Source organism: Wolbachia endosymbiont of Oryzaephilus surinamensis, assembly GCF_025617515.1.
Taxonomy (GTDB): domain Bacteria; phylum Pseudomonadota; class Alphaproteobacteria; order Rickettsiales; family Anaplasmataceae; genus Wolbachia.
Window position 1 is genome coordinate 1,565,785 of the sequence record NZ_CP092526.1, and the last position, 19,423, is coordinate 1,585,207.

The following is a 19,423-nucleotide window of genomic DNA, read 5'->3' on the forward strand; positions in this document are numbered from 1 at the left end:
GGGACATATATATGCACCCGTTTACAATCTTAAATTAACTAAAACTATCGAGGTTTATTATGGTTACATCTTATCAAAATTTTATTGGCATTGACATCGGAAAATTTAAAAATGTCGTTGCAATTCACAAACAGAAGAACGCTGTCAAATTTGACAATGATTCTGATGGTTGGCAACAATTATTTCAAAAGTTTTCAGATATTCTACCTAATTCTTTAGTAACTTTGGAAAACACAGGAAAATATGAGCTTGGTTTGTCACATTTTCTTATTGACAAGAATATTGCAGTACATCGAGCTAATACTCGTAAAGTAAAAAGCTTTATCTTGTCTCACGGAACTGTAGCAAAGTCTGATAAATCAGATGCGAGGGCTCTTGCTCAATATGGATTTGAACGCCATAGAACTCTCTCTCTATTTGTACCTACATCAAAAGAACAATTAACCCTGGTTGCACTTTGTCAACGTCGTGATGACATTACGCAAATGAGAGCTCAGGAAAAGTGTAGACTGGAAGCTCCTGAAAATGATCATATAAAGAAAAGTTGTCAGAAGACCATTGAATTTTTCGATAGTCAAATAAACGAACTCAATGATACTATACAAAAAATTATTGATGGAAGCCATGAACTACAACAACGTCAAAAAATCCTTAAAACAGTTTCTGGAATAGGTAAAAAGTTATCACAAGATTTTCTGTGTTTAATGCCAGAGCTTGGTTACTTAAGTAGAAAAGAAGTAGCAAGTCTTGCCGGAGTTGCACCTCATCCTAGGGAAAGTGGTAAAACTGTTGGTTACCGAAGGATTATAGGAGGTAGAAGTAATGTTCGTTCAAAGCTCTTTACATCTGCCATGTCTGCTGCAAGGTCCAAATCTGCACTTGGCACCTTTTATTCTAAGCTTGTTGAAAGTGGTAAGAAGAAGATGGTAGCTATAACAGCTCTAATGCGTAAAATTATAGTAATTGCTAATGCAAGGCTTAAAGAGGCAATTAATTTGAATGTTTAAAAATTTACATAGCAGTAATTGAAATGAATATTGTGCATCCACATAAACTTAAAGTGCTTGTTCACATAGCTTAAACGAAAATTGTTGCAGTAGCTGTTTGATATAGAATTCTGTTTCTATGACAAACGGGTTTTTATTATCTATATGGTTGGGTAAAGTTGCAAAATTATACAAATGAAAAATTAAAAAAAAACATAGTTGATTGAAGAATCAGATAGTAAGAGAAACCAAAGTCATTTGCTGTTTCAGGAGGACTCATTTCCAGAACTACCAGCATGTGCATATAAGCCAGCACTGCTGCCAAAACCATCAAAAGAAAAAATAAAGGAAGCTGTAGATAAAATGCGCAATAATAGAAAAGCTCATAATTCTGCAAGTGTTGAAAATGGTGTTAGTTCAGACAGGTTCAAAGTGCGCCCGTTCTTATGTAGTGATATAGATGGATATGTAGCTCCTGACAAACGTGACCGTAATCTAGAAAGGTGTAGGGTTACACATGATAGCAGTAAGCTTGAAGCACAAATGGAAAGAAAGCATGGGTTTCAATCAGATCCAAGTGTTAAGCATGTAAAGGCTGATACTGTAGTATGTTCTATTACTAAAGGTCATGACAAAAAAGGCGTTAAATCTGATGTCTCATATACACAAGAGCCTACATCAGAAATGTCTAAGGTTAATGTGAGAGAATTAGCAAATAGGTTCCGTGGCTAATCATTATTGGATTTTTCGAATAACAATTGCTTAAGATTTTATAAACTGTGCATATAGTACTCTATAAGAGAAAGAGAGGTGTGACAACTTCTCTCTTTCTTAACCACTTGCTGAAGAACGTTTATCTTCTGTGGCATCTGGTGATGGAGCAACTAATCTACTCAAAATCTCATCTTTTGGTCCCATAGCATAAATAACCCCATCTGACATGACGATCACTGTATTGACTACAGATAGTAGCTGTAGCTTATGAGTGATGATAACAGTGGTAGTATTTTGCTCTCTTGCAACATTGATTGCATTAATCAAGCGCGCCTCTCCATTACTGTCTAAGTTAGCATTCGGTTCATCAAGCACTAAAAGCTTAGTATTACCATAAAAAGCCCTTGCAAGTCCAAGAAGCTGTTTTTGGCCACCAGAGAGTATTACTCCTCCAGGTCCTCCTATTGTTGTATCATACTCATTTGGTAAGCTCAGTATTAATTCATGTATTCCTGCAATTTTTGCTGCTTTGATTATTTCTTCAGGATTTGGATCTGGTCTCATGCGGGCAATATTAGCTTTAACGCTCGTGTTAAATAACTCAATATCTTGAGGTAAGTAACCAACATAATTACCAAAGTTCTCTCGATTCCAAGTATATACATCAGCGCCATCTAGTCTGACTACACCTGATATGGGTTTCCAAACACCAACGGTTAGTTTTGCAATGGTCGACTTACCAGAAGCACTTGCACCAATAACACCAACAACATCCCCTGGTTCTATTAAAAATGATATTCCTTTTACTGTTGGCTTATTACTCCCATAAGGAGTAAAGAATACTCTATCAAATTCCAACTTCCCTTCAGGCTCTGGTAGAGCCATAGTTTGCTCTCTTTTTGGTGATGTTAGGATAAGTCTTTGCAGCCTGCCATATGACATTTTGGCTTGATTTAAAAATTTCCAAGTATGAACTGCTGCATCAAATGGAGCCAATACTCTACCCATCAAAATTGAGGCAGCAATGATACTACCAGCAGTTTTGTGAGCTGTGATTGCGAGTAATGCACCTGTTCCAATTACTGAAATTTGGAGAGTCGAGCGTAAAAACTTAGTAATCCCAGTAATCACATTAGAACGATTCTGCGCTGTAACTTGCATTGCACGATTTTGATCATTCCGTTTACACCAATCAGAAACTATAAATTCTGACATACCCATAGCTTCAACCACCTCTGCATTTCGTGTTGCAACATCTATAGCATTAATATTACGTATAGTTTCTTCATTGGTTTCTCTCAATATACGCTTAGTAGCAAGTTCATTCCATACTGCCATTGAAACTAATATAATAATTCCGGCAATAGCTATAAACCCTGTAGAGGTATGTATCATAAAGATCACAACAAGGTAAATTAGCGACCATGGAGTATCGAACAGTGAAAATATACCATTTCCTGTAATGAAATTTTTTATTACTCCAAGATCTCGTATTGCTTCACCACTTGAAGTTGAGCTTTGTACTGATGTTAACCTGATTGACCTTACTATTAGATCTGGTGTTGCAGTTTTATCAATCCAATCACCAATTTTAGCCATAGCTAAATATCGACAAGTTTCAAGCATTGCAGAACATGCAAACGCAGATAAAGTAATAATCGTCAGCATAACTAGTGTTGACACACTCTCGCTCGATATCACTCGATCAAGTACCTGAGAGGTATAAAGTGGCAAAAATAACATTAACGCATTAATCCCTGAGCTAAACCAGAAAATGAACCAAAACGCACTCTTGCACTTCTCTAGACAAGTATATAGTATACTTTGCTTTAATTCCTTTTTTATTGACGGAGTGATTTCCACAATCTTCCTTTTATTTAATTATATGTACCATATATAGTTTTTATTTCAAAAGTATTAACAGTTATTGCCTTACCATATCATTAATGTAATAAAATATTAATGATATGCGAATATAAACTTTTTCATGGAAATTTAGCAAGGCTATATAATTTCTTCTCTACTATAACCTTATACGATAGCCTTGCCAATTGTTCTACGTTTTTCTTATCTACTACTCAATGACAGTTCTTACTATCACTCCTCTGAAAGTTGATGCTATCAGAGTCAGTGACTACAATCTGCATCTATTTTCCTCTTTCTATATGATCAGGAAGTATTACATATTCCAATGATCTAGCTGTAATTGCTCTTTTTCTCACACAAGATGGACTTGAATATACCCTTGGTCTATATCTTTCGAATTTAAAACAGTCAACAGTAATCCCCTCCTCAAAGTTAGAAAGTATTAGAGATGGAGATTTACTAACTTCCTTATCACTCACAGGATTATTTGCACTACCATAACTCACATGACGCGCTGCACTATGATTGTTACCACACTCTTCTCTTGAGGTTGAACTGCTTGGATTAAAAGGAGTCGAAAATATTGAATACCCATTGGTATCACCAAATCGTTTTATCAACCCACAGTTTTCTTCATTCATTTTTGTAATATTCTCGTGATTAGCACCTTCTGATAAGCTTGATGAAGCGATAAGATCTTCTTTTTTCTTACTAAAGATATTGCCTATTTTTAGCTTAGTTGCAACATTCTTGAATTTGTTTTTCGGAGCTTTTGGTTTAATTTCTGAATTCTCATTTATAGTAATTACACATGATGGATTATCTAACTTGTCCATTGTATTTTGTACTCTACTGTTGCGTCTTGAACACAGACTAAGTTTTGCTGTTAAATCATTCAAAACAGGTGAACTTTTTTTACCTTCTAAAGACTTATTCGAACATAGTAGTGCACTACCACCCCTACTCATTTTCTGAGGAGAAATATTGAGTTTGTCTTTACTCTCTAATCTAGTTTCATGCGTAAACTTGTAAAGTTCATTTTCCAATCGTGAAATATCTTCTGCATTCTTTATTAATAGTTCCAATATTGAGTTGTATTCCTCCAAATCATGATCCCCTACTTTTGTCTTAGCTAACTTTCCTGTAGCCTCTTCAATTCTGTTCATTTTTTCAGTATAGTTTTCTATCTTACGTTTAACAGGTTCTTTTTGAAGGCCAATCACTAAGTTGTATAAGATAAGTAAAAATGATATCGAAGAAAATGCAATGGAAATCCAGGTAGGAATTTCTTCCTTTTCAGATTCTGCATTATTATACTTAATGCAAACAGAAATAATCACACTTGATATTGACATGGCCAGATTATAGTAGTCTAGAAGCTTTTTGCTTCTTTCTTGATCTTCCATGTTAAGTTTATCATATTTCCTTTTTTTGTTTTCCCTTATTTCATAAAAGAAATCTAAAAATAACCTCAAGATATTTGTGTCACCATGTTTAAAAGCATAATCTAAAGCTGTTTTTTTTGCATTATCCTTTATATCAAAATTTATCTTTTCATTTAAAGTTTTCTCTCCGGTGCTGATTGTTAGGTAGAATAAGGCTTTAATAGCTTTTTCCCTTAAGTGCTCATTTTGTTTACGCTTTTCTAAAACTAACTTTTTCAAAAATTGACCTTGCTTAAAATCCTCATTTATAGTTTTTTCAAAATCATTATCGCTCATTACAAGATAGTGTAATGCTGTTCTTCCAGATTTAGATACAACATTTAACATTTTCTTATTATAGGGGTAATGATTATCTTTCATAAAATATTCTATTAACTCAGCATTAAGGCTCATGGCAGCTAAATGTAGAGGTATAAGCCCTTGACTGTTTGTGTTAAAAAGTGGTACTGTGTTCCTAATAGTTGACTTAGCAATACTTTCAATAACATACTGAGAGAATTCTATGTCGTTGGCAAGAGCAGCCATGTGTAACGGTGTATTGTCATTTTCATCATATAACACTTTGATGCTAGCAGCCACCTTTTTACCTACAAGTTCTTTTGACACAAATTCAAGACATTCCTTATTGCCGCTCAAAATAGCTGCAAATAACAACTTTTTTTGTGTATTTTGTTCTAAAAAAATACCCTTTGGGCTTTTTTTTACCAAATACTTAACGCATTCTACTCTTCCACTGAGGATAGATAAGTGTAGTAAAGTTTGTCCATCCTTATTTTTCTTACTTAATATTTCTCCCACTCTCTCTTTTTTAAAAAGGTGCTCAAGGCATGATTTATTACCAACACGTGCTGCCATATGAAAGACGGTGTCACCGTTGCTATTCTCACGCAAAACCTCTTGATAAACGTCAAATTTCTTCTCTTCCAACTTTTTTTCTATCATGCTTAAAAACGATAAATCAAGTTGGGCAGCAAAATGTAAAGGGGTGTTTCCTTCATTATTACTCTTATTTACTTGCATGCTTCTGTCTATTAATAGACTCACACATTTTTTTCTTAGTTCTGTTTCTGTATTACTCGATAGAGCTAAGTGTAGGGCCATATTTCCTTTGTGTGTTTCTGTGCTTAAATCGTAATCAGGAAATTTCTTGAGTAAAGATGTTAGACAATCATACTTCCCGTACATTGCAGCTAAATGTACAAGATCTCTTCCATAATCACCTTTGGATTGAAGTATGCTATTTCCTATATTTTCATAAAATAGGTCTATACAATATGAATTACCATGTATAATAGCAATATGTAAGGGGGTGTTACCTTGTTTATTCTGAACAATTTTTGCACCTGATTGAGTAAACAATTTCATTAGCTGGTTATTTCCATGTTTTGCAGCTATATGCAATGGGGTGTTACCATCTACATTTTCTTGATTAATTTCACTTTTTCGTCTACCTAAAAATTTTAGATGCTCTATAAGAAAATTTATGGCATTTTCTTGAGTTTCTGAGTTACCTACAATCTTATGAAAAGGATTCTCATTATATTTATTTTTTAAAAATTGTACTTGATTATCAATGAAGAATTTTATGCACTCAGCATTTCCAGATTGCACAGCATAGTGTAATGCGTTATTTCCATATTTATCTGTTTTAATTTTCTCCCTATCAAAAATTCCTTTTGCTGTCAATATTTCTTTTAAATCAACTATGTTTTTTTTTAATTTTTCATTTGTATAATTTTGCAACTTTACCCAACCATATAGATAATAAAAACCCGTTTGTCATAGAAACAGAATTCTATATCAAACAGCTACTGCAACAATTTTCGTTTAAGCTATGTGAACAAGCACTTTAAGTTTATGTGGATGCACAATATTCATTTCAATTACTGCTATGTAAATTTTTAAACATTCAAATTAATTGCCTCTTTAAGCCTTGCATTAGCAATTACTATAATTTTACGCATTAGAGCTGTTATAGCTACCATCTTCTTCTTACCACTTTCAACAAGCTTAGAATAAAAGGTGCCAAGTGCAGATTTGGACCTTGCAGCAGACATGGCAGATGTAAAGAGCTTTGAACGAACATTACTTCTACCTCCTATAATCCTTCGGTAACCAACAGTTTTACCACTTTCCCTAGGATGAGGTGCAACTCCGGCAAGACTTGCTACTTCTTTTCTACTTAAGTAACCAAGCTCTGGCATTAAACACAGAAAATCTTGTGATAACTTTTTACCTATTCCAGAAACTGTTTTAAGGATTTTTTGACGTTGTTGTAGTTCATGGCTTCCATCAATAATTTTTTGTATAGTATCATTGAGTTCGTTTATTTGACTATCGAAAAATTCAATGGTCTTCTGACAACTTTTCTTTATATGATCATTTTCAGGAGCTTCCAGTCTACACTTTTCCTGAGCTCTCATTTGCGTAATGTCATCACGACGTTGACAAAGTGCAACCAGGGTTAATTGTTCTTTTGATGTAGGTACAAATAGAGAGAGAGTTCTATGGCGTTCAAATCCATATTGAGCAAGAGCCCTCGCATCTGATTTATCAGACTTTGCTACAGTTCCGTGAGACAAGATAAAGCTTTTTACTTTACGAGTATTAGCTCGATGTACTGCAATATTCTTGTCAATAAGAAAATGTGACAAACCAAGCTCATATTTTCCTGTGTTTTCCAAAGTTACTAAAGAATTAGGTAGAATATCTGAAAACTTTTGAAATAATTGTTGCCAACCATCAGAATCATTGTCAAATTTGACAGCGTTCTTCTGTTTGTGAATTGCAACGACATTTTTAAATTTTCCGATGTCAATGCCAATAAAATTTTGATAAGATGTAACCATAATAAACCTCGATAGTTTTAGTTAATTTAAGATTGTAAACGGGTGCATATATATGTCCCAAGCAACTATTCAAACGTATCGAGAGATGGGCTAGTGTACCTTGATTTAAACGGTTGTAGTACCAATATTCTTCCGGTCGCACACGCCCATGATAGTCCTATTCCTATAGTGAGTAGGGCTATCTTTCCCTCTTATCCTCTTTTATATCACATTTTCAACTTACAATATTCTAGGAGGTTAGGATTTCCGCTTCTGGCAGCATAGTGTAACTCGGTTTTATTATTGGTAGTGCAACTAAAATCTGCTTCATTTTCTATGAGAATTTTCAAGCATTCTTTATTGCCAGATTTAGCCGCATAGTGTAGTGGTGTTTTACCATCTCTATCTTTATTCCTTACTGCTTCTTTAATGTCAAAATTAGAATTTTCTATCACAAAACATAAAATATCTTCTTTACCCGACTCAGCTAAATAATGTAGAAGTGTTTTATCATTACTATCTGCAAAATTCTCCAATTTTATAATCAATTCTCTGCCCATACTAAGAATTAGAGATACAGCTATTTCAACATGAATATCATAATTCCTATTTTTCTTTTGTTCTTTCCTAATTCTTTCAATAGCCACTGTTAATAGCGAAGAACCATCATTACTTATTATATTCCATCCATCTTGACGAAATTTTTCAGCTAATGAATCACTTATATTTTCTGCTAAAATCCTGCTTTTTATACAATCAAGATTATTAGTACATATATTATAGTTTTCTTCTTGAGTTACTTTATTAATATAATCATATATGATTATTAGGTCTTGCTTATTGACTTTATCTTCTGAATTGCCTTGTAATGAAGAGAGGTCTATCTCACTAATTGCTCTGGCCATAACAACGTTTCCCGCAACAAATAAACCTGAACTGAGTGTCTTTGCGCTTGTACTAGATTTAGCTTTGAAAACACTAATAACTGTGTCAAATTTATTTTTGAACATACTGTACCTCATAAATAATAATGCCGGTAAGGCTTTAGTAGATACCACTGTAATTTTTAAGCCTACAAAAATTCACCAGCGGCCGCATTATATAGTAGATAATTTTTTGTGCTAGTAATATTTTTCTAATTCCCACTTTGGCCTTGGTGCAAAGTCAAGAGAGTCTACATAGCTTCTCTGTAACCTTTCAATTCCTGTCCATCCAACCATCACTGCATTGTCTGTACATAAATTGCTTGGAGGAGAAAGCACGTTCAAGTCTATGTGCTTTTTTAATCTCTCTTTCAGGAAATTATTTGCTGCAACTCCACCAGTAATTACAAAATCATTGATTTTAATATTTAAAGATACAGCGATACCAATAGCATTTCTGACTCTATCGAGTAATATGTCGCTAATACACTCTTGAAACGAAGCACACATATCACACACATCCTGTTCACTCATTACAAATTCTCGTGCTAAGTTTTTTACCGCTGTTTTAATTCCAGAAAATGAAAGGTCACATCCAGAACGTTTTATCATTGCTCTTGGCAGCTTAAATCTCATACCATCACCTTTTTTAGCTAACTCTTCAATTAATGGACCTCCCGGATAGCTTAGACCCAGCGTTTTAGCGACTTTGTCAAATGCTTCTCCTAATGAGTCATCAAGCGTTTCTCCAAGTTTGATGTATTTACCTACATCCTGTGCAATTAAAAATTGGCAGTGACCACCTGATATCAGCAGGACTAAAAACGGAAATTCAACCTCATATAGTAGCCTAACAACTAACGCATGTGCTTCTAAGTGATTAACTGCAATAAACGGTTTTTGTGTTACGTGTGCAATTGCTTTAGCCATCATTGTACCAATTATTAATCCACCTATGAGTCCTGGTCCTGATGTTGCTGCAATTGCATCTAGATCACAAAAGTTAAGGTTAGATTTTTCCATAGCACTTTTTATTAAACCACTTAAATGCTTCATATGAGCACGTGATGCTATTTCAGGAATCACTCCACCGCACTTTTTGTGCTCTACCTGAGAAAGAATTTCGTTAGCAAGCACTTGCTTATCACTATTTACAATCGCAACTGCAGTTTCATCGCAACTTGTTTCAATCGCTAAAATGGTTTTCATATATATTTGAACTCTTTAAATTGCGAGAACTATAACTTGAAATGTTGAAGAAGTGAACTTTGTTCTGCTGAGCTAATTATCATCTTCAAATATAGAACCAATTTTTTTGCTTCCAGGAGAAAATTTATTAGTCCAACTGCTTTGTACTTTGTTTATATCTTTAAAAGCAGTTTTATCGCTATATTCCTTTACTTCTTTATCTATTCTCTCCATTATTTGTAGATCCAGGTAGCTCTTTTTCCATTGGTTAGTAGCAAGAAATACTCTGTTTAAATCTTGAGTGCGAATTAGATATTCTTTATCTTTAGGATAAACTTCCTGAGCCCAAGCAAACAGCTCAAAATAGCGTGCGAATAACTCAGACGCACGTGATTTTGGAGTTTGGTAAACTTGTATCTCCTTAAATATAATTTGACCAATAATTTTTTGTACCAGAATATTTGACTGCTTTAAGTTCTGCTCAATATCCTGATAAACTTTATAGAGAAATTCTTGCTCTAAGCTTAAGTTCAGTTCATTTTCAACCATATGTGAAAGTTCATGTACTATGATGTAAGGATTTGACCTTCTTAGCACAATAACATACTTATTTAAACCAGAAGAACGAATTGTCTTACACACTCCCTCTTCCATATCCACTAATCCTTCTTGATATATTTCAAACGAGAGTCTAGTTTGCTTTATTATTGACAAAGTGAGGTTTAATGTATTTCTAAACTTCTCAAATTGATAGAGATATTTGACATATTGTATTACGTTTTCACTATTTCCTACTTGAGTTGCTTGTTTTATTAAGTTCCTGATTAGCATGCTTCATTATTAAAGGAATTTTCTTTATGCTCAAGAATTATAAAGTGTTTTCAGGAAGTATAGCTAAAAAAGTTTAATTTACTTACATTCCGCTACTTATTATTAGCCAAGAGGTATCACGTCAGTATGACTTAGGAATGTACTAGATATAAAAGTGCAATATCAAATATATTTTACTAAAAATCAATCAACTTTTCACATGTTTGCTCTTCATAAAAGAAGCTCAATGTTATCGTAGTACCAAGTTTTGCTTCACTTTGAATGTTGAAAGTCCCACCCATTAACTCTACTAATTTCTTGCTTAGAGGTAATCCGATACCTGTGCCTTCGTTTCTATATCCCGAATCTGCTTGGCCAAAAACGGACATAACTTTATATATGTCCTGCTGCATTATCCCTATTCCATTATCATGAAACTCAATAGTTAATAAATTTTTTTCTATATTCTCTTTAATAATCATTCTTATTAAACCACCTTGAGGAGTGAACTTGATTGCATTTGATAACAAATTTATTATAACTTGCTTCATTCTTTTGGGATCGGCGATAACTAATAATTGTTTATCAGATATCTCTTTCTTTAAACTAATCCCTGTTTCTTTTAGTTTAGGTGATAACATTTTTAAGCACGAATCTATTATCTTATTCAGATTAAACTTCACTTTCTCTACTGTTAAACTACTTGATTCAGCTTTAGAAAAATCGAGCACATCATTAATCAAAGCAAGTAAATGTGTACCAGCATTATATATATCGTCTACGTATTCCTTGTATTTAGAGTGATCTACCGAACCTAAAGTTTCATTTTTGATCAACTTTGCAAATCCAATAATAGCATTAAGAGGTGTACGCAACTCATGTGTAACACTTGCAAAAAATTTTATCTTATTTGCATTTTCTTGCTCTAATGCCTCTTTAACCCTTTGTAATTCAATATTAGTTTTATGCTGCTTGGCTAGCATTTGGGTATTGGAAAAGTGCAAATAAAGCATTATTAGTATTAAGATAACCAGTAATAAGCCCATTAATATTGAAAATAGACTATATACCATAATATAAGAGTCATTATAGCTTTGAATGATCTTCAAAAAAAATGAAGGCTTAATGTCATCTTCATGAAATATAGGGAAAGTAGAAGTTAATGTATTTCCTGTAGCGTAAAATATTTCTTGATTGCTTAGCAATTTATCAATTTCATCATTTGTAAGCAACTGCTCATAGTCATGACCTTGAGTATTAAAATTACTGAAAATTACTCTGGCATTTTGATCATACAGTATTAAGCTAAAATTTCTTACTTTGCTTACTGATTGTAACAATTCAGCACGCAATTTTACCAACTGGTTTATGTAATCAAAACTGTTATATTTAATATGATGTTTTTCTATTAGTAAATAATGATATTTTTTTATTATACTATTTTCCAATAGATCTTTTAAGTTTGCATTTGAATTACGGTAAAAAGAAAGAAAATTATTCTTTAATGAATAACTGCGGTATATTGTGCCCAATAAAACCACAAAAATTAATAAGAATAGCGAGATAATTTTTGTATATCTATTTGTTTTTAGTGTAGTAAAAATTAATTTACTTAATTTATACATATTCTTCTCATTGTGAAATAACGTCTTTTATGGTATTAATAAAAAATTAGCATATCATACTTTTATGACAATTTCTCCTATCTTGCCAGTTTATTCTCCTATTAACATAAATTTTTCTTATGGCAAAGGTATTTACTTGTATGATATCGATAATAAGCGCTATATAGATTTTCACTCTGGAATAGCTGTTAGCAGTTTAGGTCATGCCAACCCACGATTAACTGATGTCCTAAAATTACAAGGAGAAAAACTATGGCATATATCAAATACCTATAATATATCTACTGCCAACAAATTTGCAGAAAATTTAATAAACAACAGCTTTGCTAATACTGTATTTTTTGCAAATTCTGGATCAGAAGCAGTGGAATGTGGACTTAAAATCGCTAGGGCCTATCAAAATGGAAAAGGTAATAAAAATCGCTATAGAATTCTAACATTTCATGGTGCATTTCATGGAAGGACATTTTTAACTTGTGCAACAAACGATAGACAGAAATTTTCTGAATTACTGAATCCTTATATTGACTGGTGTGATAACATAGAGCCCAATATTGAGAGTGTAAAGAAAGCAATTTCTAATGGCATAGGTGTTATATTAATAGAACCAATACAGGGACAAGGTGGTATTAAAGTAATGAGTGAAGTCTTCATGAAAGAGCTAAGAGAACTATGTAACGAAAACGACATACTGCTATTTTTTGATTGCGTTCAGTGCGGTGCTGGCAGGACAGGAAAGTTATTTGCATCTGAACACATAGGAATTAAGCCTGACATATGTGCTCTTGCAAAAGGAATAGGAGGAGGTTTCCCTCTGGGGGCTTGTCTTGCAACTGAAAAGGTTGCTAAGTACATGGCGGTCGGTATGCATGGTTCTACTTTTGGTGGTAATCCACTTGCAACTTCAGTAGGTAATGCTGTATTGGATGAATTGCTCGGCCCTGGCTTCTTAGAAAATGTTGAAGTTAGAGGTAAGTCTTTAAAAAACAAACTAGAGGACTTAGCAAGCAAGTTTCCAATGATAGAAGAAGTGAGAGGAAAAGGGTTGATGCTAGGAATAAAAGTAAAAATGAATAACCAAAAATTTGCAGAAGAGCTAAGTCACCGTGGTTTACTCACTGTTGGAGTAACATCAGATAACGTTGTAAGAATCTTGCCTCCACTCATTATCACTGAAAAAGAGATTGATGAAGGCATTGAAATCCTCACTCAGTATTTATCTGAAAAGTTCTAGTTAAAAACTAAACCTTCCTGCTCACTAGTTGTTGGCTGTATCAAAATTGCAGATAAAGCAGTAGATACAACTTTATCAGCTACTTCATTTGTACACTTTGCCTTTTCCTGTTCTCTTATCAGTGTAAGCTCATTTATATCACTTAGTGAGTCAAATTTTGTTATATCCTCAAATATAAACGATTGCACGATGTCTTTCGGAATATTGAGAAAAGCCGAGTTACCAAGCGATAATGTCATATCTAACAAACTTTTCATTGAGCCGTTTCTCAAAACACATTTAGACAGTTCTCCTAAAAGAATTGGCACTCCAAAAATAAAAAATGCTCCTCTCACTAAATAGGTCGTTATTTCATATAACAATGCACCACACAAGAGTGCCAGTGGTCCAAATACTATAAAACCGCAAAGTAAAGGCAATTGCATGGTCTGACCTGATGATATTCTACCTATAAGCTCCATTGAAATTATAAACCCAATAAGTAACATAGCTCTACCTAGATATGTCCTTTCTTTAGAGCGTTTGTTAAAGTTTTTCTCACGTAACTTAGAAAAATCATTATTGACTCTTACGTCAAAAATATTATGGCCATTTTTTAATTTGAGCTCCAAGTTCTCTATTCCATGACGCCACTTATGGCACCTTACAACTTCATTAATTACCATACTAATTCGATCATTGATCTTGCATAATTTGCTTTCTTGATATAAATCTCCTTGATAATACTTTTCTCTAAATTTCACACAGTCTAATTTCTTTAAATCAGATAAAAAATCTTTAATTTCTTGTGCCATTTTATCAGTATCACCTCTGTAGCCTACAGCTTTCAAAATTGCTGCTAAGTGTTCATTTTCAATTTGAGCAATTGTTCTATCTAATGCACGTATATATTGCTTGGATTGAAAATATGAGATGATTTTTTCTTTACATCTATCCTCATTGCCTTCGTACAAACTATTTCTTTTGAAACTGCTGTCATGTTCTTTGGCAATTTCTAATGCATGAACCAATACATTTTGCGCCTTCACACTACTTTCACAGTGACAGTTTCTGATTATGTGTACATACGCTCTTGCACTGGTATCTCCAGATTTATCTATATTGTACGCTTTAGCCAAAAAGACTAAATAGTCAAACCCTGCCCAAAGATAATACATTACCTTTGTTATAGCACTCCCCACAGAAAATAAAGCTGAGCGTGTGCAAGATAATTTACCGTTGTTTTTAATTCTGTTCTCATATGAACGAAGGTATGCCTCTGTACTTTTTAAAATCCTATGTAAATCTTGTTCTGTCTTTTTGACATCAAAATCATTTATATCATGAACTTTTTCATACGTTTCTTTTATCAAATCACTAGAAAACTTCTTCAGAGCTGAATCATCAATATTTCCTAATGCATCAATATTTTTACTAATATAGATTTCTATTTTTCTTCCAAGTTCTTCTCCCATTCTATTTTTTAGCAACTTATTGTATTTATTAGTAGCTGGAAACAAAACTTTCTGACAAAATTTCTGTGGTTCCTTTTTAAAATTTGCTAAGATCTTATTCACAAATAGCTCAACTTCTTCACCTGCAGCAGCGAAAAACCATGATTGTCTGCTCTCATTACGCTCTCTATTTCTTCCAAGATTCTGTAGGGCTTCAGATGGATTATTGAACTGACTAACCGAATCTGCAAATATTGATGCAACATGATTATATTCACTATCAAATCCACGACCTTTCGATCCATCTATAACCGTTGTCAACGCATATTTAGCCAATGAATCAAAATCTCTTTTTTCATAATCACAATAAATAGTTCGATATTTACCTATTTGATTACGTATTATCGCTGAAAAGGGTCTATTTTCTCCAATACCAAGATCATTTTTCCCAATTCCTGCAAAGATACATTTATTTTGTTTGCAGAAATCAATGAGACTATGTAGTATACCTTCCTCTCTTTCCATGAGGTCATGGAGCTCTTTGCTTAAGCGCCAATTATCAACTATTAAGCTGCATTGCTCATTATCACTTTTACTCAGTGCTTCAATTACTGTCTTTATTTGCAGTAAGAGCTCATCTCTAGCAAATTGCTCACTAAAGCCTTTTCTCTCTAGGTAGCTTATAATATTGTTATCATTAGTGGTGCTAACATTCTTTTTAACATCTTCTATCAATTCACTCAAACCTTCTCTTCTTTTTTTATCTAAAGTAATATTATCACACTTCATTAAATATGAGAGAGTAAGATCGATCATTGAATGCATTACTCTATATTTTAGATATTCAGCAGTACTACTGAAATCCACCTTTTCTTTTAATTCAGATATCTGCTCTTCTGTCAGACTAGGATGTTGCTTTTTAACGCAGCTTATAAAGTTCGCTTCGCGTAACTTGAGCCTATAGTCTTGATAAGAAATCCCTTCAGGCTGAAATTTATTATACACTTCATAACGTGTACTACCTTCATATACTAAATTATCTCTACCCTGCAACGCAAAGTTAAGATTAACTATACTATTTACATCATCAGCTAAAAGCAGAGCACTTTCTCCAATTGGGCTTTGCACATTCCATCTTATAGAAGTTAATAAATCATCGGTATCAACAAGCTTATTGTAATTAAAAACTTCTTCGCTCTCTTCAACATATTCATAAGCTGGGCTCGATTTTTCTCTAGTAAATAAGCTACGCACGTTAGCAAGAAATCTAGAAAGCAGTTCTTTTGACTCTACACCAGTTGCTTTAGTTAGTACCCACCAAATTGGCAACATTACTATACCAAATATAAACATAGAAATTGTATAATATAAGTTTCCAATCAAAGCAGAATACAGCCAATAATCTGAAGTTAGACCAATTACAGCAGCAACATTACTATTTATAACAGGAAATAATGTAATCATAGGTATTATAGTAACAGCAATATTCACTACAAATGCTAGAGTGAAATTTGTTCTCCTATTGGTTTTTGCAATAACACTTGCTGTTTCGATGGCGTTTGCAATACAACGTCTACTCAATCTTGTCGGGCTGATAACTTTTCCGCATCTATTTAAAATCCTTCTCTTTGGTGTTGCAGTGAGGTAAGTCGTAGGATATTTCTCATCAAGCTTGCACATGTTCTCAAAATCCTGCTGCTTATTAATACTGTCTGCTTCATCAACACTAATCCACAACTTGGTATTTTGGTCTTTTAATTTCCGATCATTTTCTTGCTGTAATAGCAGGTCATGTGTTATTATAATTATTGTAGGTTCAGTTTCCTGCAGTGCATTTTTAATTTCCTCAGCAGTTTTGGGTGTCCTAATGTTTACAGTAAATGCACTACTCATCATTTTTTTAGCTTGGTTTACTAGATCACTGTTTGGTACTGCAACCAGATGATGAAACCCTGCTTGGGCTAGTACATGGCTCCACATTCCAATATCGTAAGTCTTGCCAAACCCAGTTTCTGCATCGATCAGAACATTACAGTTAGTAGTAGAAGGGTTGCGTAAATGTTCTAATGCCTCTTCAACAACAGGTTTACGACGTGCTACTATTATAGATTTCTTTGTATCATCAAGTTTTATAGATTCACCTTTTAGCTTGCAGTTGATTTTTTCTAAGCTACTTATAATACTTTGCTTTTCTTGATTGCTGATAGAACTCACACATTACCCGCTATAATTATTACAATATTAATTGTATGTTAATTCAGTAAATTGTCAATTCTATGGACAAAAAGCTGATTTCAACTATCATATTAATATGAATATATGCCTCGGAATAATTACTTCTCCTCATGGAATCAAAGGAGCTGTCAAAATAAAAACCTTTACTGAAAAGCCCGAAAATATTTTCCTATATGGTGAACTAATAATCGGAAGTGAAAATTATAAAATAAGCTTGGTGTCTGTTGTCAGTAATAATTTAGTAATAGCAACAATTAGCGGTGTGAATTCCCGTAATGAAGCAGAGCTTTTAAGAAATAAAAAGTTATATATAGAAAGAGATAAGCTACCACAGTTAAATGATGAGGATGAATTTTACCAAGATGATCTTGTGAATATGGAAGTAAGACTAGAGAGTAATGAATTATATGGCTATGTGAAGTCTGTGAATAATTTCGGCTCAGGGGATATATTAGAAATTTTGGTTATCAGCACAAAAAAAAACATTATGTTATCTTTTACTAAAGAAGTATTTCCATACATCAACATGAAGGAAAGGTATATAGTAATCAACATGCCAGAATTCATTGGCCGATAAAAATTTTGATATTTGTATAAAGTTATTTATAATAATCAGACCAAATTAAAAGTGTAATTATGGCAGAAAGGGCTAATAATATCAGGCCAGGTCAGGTACTAGAACATAACGGTGGATTGTTTTTGGTTGTAAGTATTATGCATACTCAACCTGGTAAAGGTGGTGCTTACATACAAGCTGAAATGAAAAATATCAAAACTGGAGCAAAGCACTATGAAAGATTCCGCTCTGATGCAACAATCAGAAGGGCAATTTTAGATGAAGAGGAATATGTTTATCTCTTTACTGAAGGGAATATCGTAAATCTTATGCATCCAAGTAGTTACGAGCAGATTGTTATAAATTTAGACTTATTAGGGGAAAAGAAGGCTTATTTGCAAGATAATATGAAAATTAAAGTAGTAACTTATCAAGATAAAATAATTTCTGCACATGTGCCTGATCACGTTACACTAACTGTAAAAGGAACAGAGTCTGTTATCAAAGGGCAGACTGTTACTGCTTCTTATAAGCCTGCAATTTTGGAAAACGGAATACGTGTTAACGTGCCTCAATTTATAAAAGAAGGGGATAAAATTGTAGTACATACTCCTGATAACAGCTATTACGAAAGAGTAAAAGAGTAAATGGCCATTTCATCACCACGAATCAATGTGATGCTTGATTCTGTACGCAGTGCCTCCAAGCAGCTTATACGTGATTTTAATGAATTGCAAATTTCAAGCGTTAAGTCAGCAGACTTTATCAATAAAACTTATTCGAAATCCAAGCAACTTATGTACGATTGCTTGAAAAACTACAACCAGAACTATGACTTTATTTTTGAAGACGATGTGGGCCAAGATCTAAAAGACGGCGGTTATACTTGGTTTATTATGCCTATAGAAGGCAAGGAAAACCTTTTTAGTTGTATGGTTTATTTTGCAGTATCAGTTTGTCTCATTCATAAAAACAGAGTTGTAGCAGCTGTGATTGATGCTCCAGCCCTTAGAGAAACTTTCTGGGCAGAGGAAAAGAAAGGAGCTTTTCTTGAAGATTTCAAATCTCGCCATGTAAAAATGCGGATGAAAGCTCGTGAAGGGGGAATAATAGACATAAGTGGTAATTTGTTAAATAAATTACCACTTGACAATAATAATCTACGCTCCCTTGGCTCAACGGTACTAGGTTTTGCATATCTTGCTGCCGGAAGATACAATGGAATAATTTACTCTGGAATTAATAAATATAAAACTTCACTCGGTAGGCTTTTTCTACAAGAAAGCGGTGGGAGATTAAGGGAAGATAACGCGCTTGTCATTGCTGGAGATATAAACTAAAGTTCATTCAAAAGAGCAAAAGTCACGTAGTGAAAATAATAAATGGTCTTACCTACCCCTCATTGCAGCAGGGTGGCAAAATAAGATAGACGAGAAAAGACAACTATAGGAACAAATAGCTGTCATTCCAGCACGTGACACTAGAATCCAGATTGTTTAGACTGGATCCTATGGTCAAGCCATAGGATGACAAAAGAGTAAACTTTACCTGTGTGAGCTATAGATCCCAGTGTTAGCTAC

At 33.7% G+C, this 19,423-nt stretch carries 14 protein-coding genes; 6 read left to right on the top strand and 8 right to left on the bottom strand.

Annotated elements, in window-relative coordinates; all coding sequences use genetic code 11:
• The first annotated feature begins 59 nt into the window (after positions 1–59).
• A complete protein-coding gene (locus MJ631_RS07300; protein ID WP_262986230.1) occupies positions 60–1,007 on the top strand; it encodes an IS110 family RNA-guided transposase in 948 nt (315 codons plus the stop codon).
• A 198-nt stretch (positions 1,008–1,205) separates the two neighbouring features.
• Entirely contained in the window at positions 1,206–1,718 is a 513-nt protein-coding gene (locus MJ631_RS07305) for a hypothetical protein (RefSeq protein ID WP_262986306.1), read from the top strand.
• A 99-nt stretch (positions 1,719–1,817) separates the two neighbouring features.
• On the opposite strand, the gene MJ631_RS07310 is transcribed toward MJ631_RS07305, so the two are convergent.
• The 7 genes from MJ631_RS07310 to MJ631_RS07340 form a co-directional block, all read right to left on the bottom strand.
• Positions 1,818–3,563, bottom strand: coding sequence for a type I secretion system permease/ATPase (locus tag MJ631_RS07310; RefSeq protein ID WP_262986307.1), 1,746 nt, complete (start codon positions 3,561–3,563; stop codon positions 1,818–1,820).
• 284 nt (positions 3,564–3,847) lie between these two features.
• Positions 3,848–6,754, bottom strand: coding sequence for an ankyrin repeat domain-containing protein (locus tag MJ631_RS07315; protein ID WP_262986308.1), 2,907 nt, complete (start codon positions 6,752–6,754; stop codon positions 3,848–3,850).
• 158 nt (positions 6,755–6,912) lie between these two features.
• Positions 6,913–7,860, bottom strand: a complete 948-nt coding sequence (locus MJ631_RS07320; RefSeq protein WP_262986230.1) for an IS110 family RNA-guided transposase — start codon at positions 7,858–7,860, stop codon at positions 6,913–6,915.
• A 206-nt stretch (positions 7,861–8,066) separates the two neighbouring features.
• Positions 8,067–8,849, bottom strand: coding sequence for an ankyrin repeat domain-containing protein (locus MJ631_RS07325; RefSeq protein WP_262986309.1), 783 nt, complete (start codon positions 8,847–8,849; stop codon positions 8,067–8,069).
• 111 nt (positions 8,850–8,960) lie between these two features.
• Positions 8,961–9,971, bottom strand: a complete 1,011-nt coding sequence (gene tsaD / locus MJ631_RS07330; protein WP_007302199.1) for a tRNA (adenosine(37)-N6)-threonylcarbamoyltransferase complex transferase subunit TsaD — start codon at positions 9,969–9,971, stop codon at positions 8,961–8,963.
• Between the two features lie 72 nt (positions 9,972–10,043).
• Positions 10,044–10,781, bottom strand: a complete 738-nt coding sequence (locus MJ631_RS07335; RefSeq protein WP_012481913.1) for a WD_0702 family putative metalloprotease — start codon at positions 10,779–10,781, stop codon at positions 10,044–10,046.
• Between the two features lie 176 nt (positions 10,782–10,957).
• Positions 10,958–12,385 (bottom strand): sensor histidine kinase, encoded by a 1,428-nt coding sequence (locus MJ631_RS07340; protein ID WP_010403276.1) that lies wholly within the window; start codon positions 12,383–12,385, stop codon positions 10,958–10,960.
• Positions 12,386–12,449: 64 nt separating this feature from the next.
• On the opposite strand from MJ631_RS07340, the gene MJ631_RS07345 reads away from it, so the two are divergent.
• Complete coding sequence (locus MJ631_RS07345; RefSeq protein WP_052264687.1) at positions 12,450–13,619, top strand: aspartate aminotransferase family protein; 1,170 nt, start codon at positions 12,450–12,452, stop codon at positions 13,617–13,619.
• On the opposite strand, the gene MJ631_RS07350 is transcribed toward MJ631_RS07345, so the two are convergent.
• A complete protein-coding gene (locus MJ631_RS07350) occupies positions 13,616–17,266 on the bottom strand; it encodes a DEAD/DEAH box helicase (protein ID WP_214303187.1) in 3,651 nt (1,216 codons plus the stop codon). The two genes, MJ631_RS07345 and MJ631_RS07350, sit on opposite strands and share 4 nt — an antisense overlap.
• Positions 17,267–17,363: 97 nt before the next feature.
• Between MJ631_RS07350 and rimM the strand changes: the two genes are divergently transcribed.
• From rimM to MJ631_RS07365, 3 genes are read left to right on the top strand one after another with little or no spacing between them, the layout of a single operon-like run.
• Positions 17,364–17,864 carry a ribosome maturation factor RimM gene (gene rimM / locus MJ631_RS07355; RefSeq protein ID WP_052264685.1) on the top strand — a complete coding sequence of 167 codons (501 nt, stop codon included), beginning with the start codon at positions 17,364–17,366 and terminating at the stop codon, positions 17,862–17,864.
• Positions 17,865–17,923: 59 nt separating this feature from the next.
• Positions 17,924–18,490: an elongation factor P gene (gene efp, locus MJ631_RS07360; protein ID WP_214303189.1), complete on the top strand. Its 567-nt coding sequence runs from the start codon at positions 17,924–17,926 to the stop codon at positions 18,488–18,490.
• Entirely contained in the window at positions 18,491–19,183 is a 693-nt protein-coding gene (locus tag MJ631_RS07365; RefSeq protein WP_214303190.1) for an inositol monophosphatase family protein, read from the top strand.
• The last annotated feature ends 240 nt before the right edge of the window (positions 19,184–19,423 follow it).

Bases quoted from the DNA above. Each gene is read 5' to 3' on its own strand.
- MJ631_RS07335 (WP_012481913.1), bottom strand. From the start codon at position 10,781: ATGCTAATCAGGAACTTAATAAAACAAGCAACTCAAGTAGGAAATAGT.
- efp (WP_214303189.1), top strand. From the start codon at position 17,924: ATGGCAGAAAGGGCTAATAATATCAGGCCAGGTCAGGTACTAGAACAT.
- MJ631_RS07325 (WP_262986309.1), bottom strand. From the start codon at position 8,849: ATGTTCAAAAATAAATTTGACACAGTTATTAGTGTTTTCAAAGCTAAA.
- MJ631_RS07340 (WP_010403276.1), bottom strand. From the start codon at position 12,385: ATGTATAAATTAAGTAAATTAATTTTTACTACACTAAAAACAAATAGA.
- rimM (WP_052264685.1), top strand. From the start codon at position 17,364: ATGAATATATGCCTCGGAATAATTACTTCTCCTCATGGAATCAAAGGA.
- MJ631_RS07300 (WP_262986230.1), top strand. From the start codon at position 60: ATGGTTACATCTTATCAAAATTTTATTGGCATTGACATCGGAAAATTT.
- MJ631_RS07320 (WP_262986230.1), bottom strand. From the start codon at position 7,860: ATGGTTACATCTTATCAAAATTTTATTGGCATTGACATCGGAAAATTT.
- tsaD (WP_007302199.1), bottom strand. From the start codon at position 9,971: ATGAAAACCATTTTAGCGATTGAAACAAGTTGCGATGAAACTGCAGTT.
- MJ631_RS07345 (WP_052264687.1), top strand. From the start codon at position 12,450: ATGACAATTTCTCCTATCTTGCCAGTTTATTCTCCTATTAACATAAAT.
- MJ631_RS07365 (WP_214303190.1), top strand. From the start codon at position 18,491: ATGGCCATTTCATCACCACGAATCAATGTGATGCTTGATTCTGTACGC.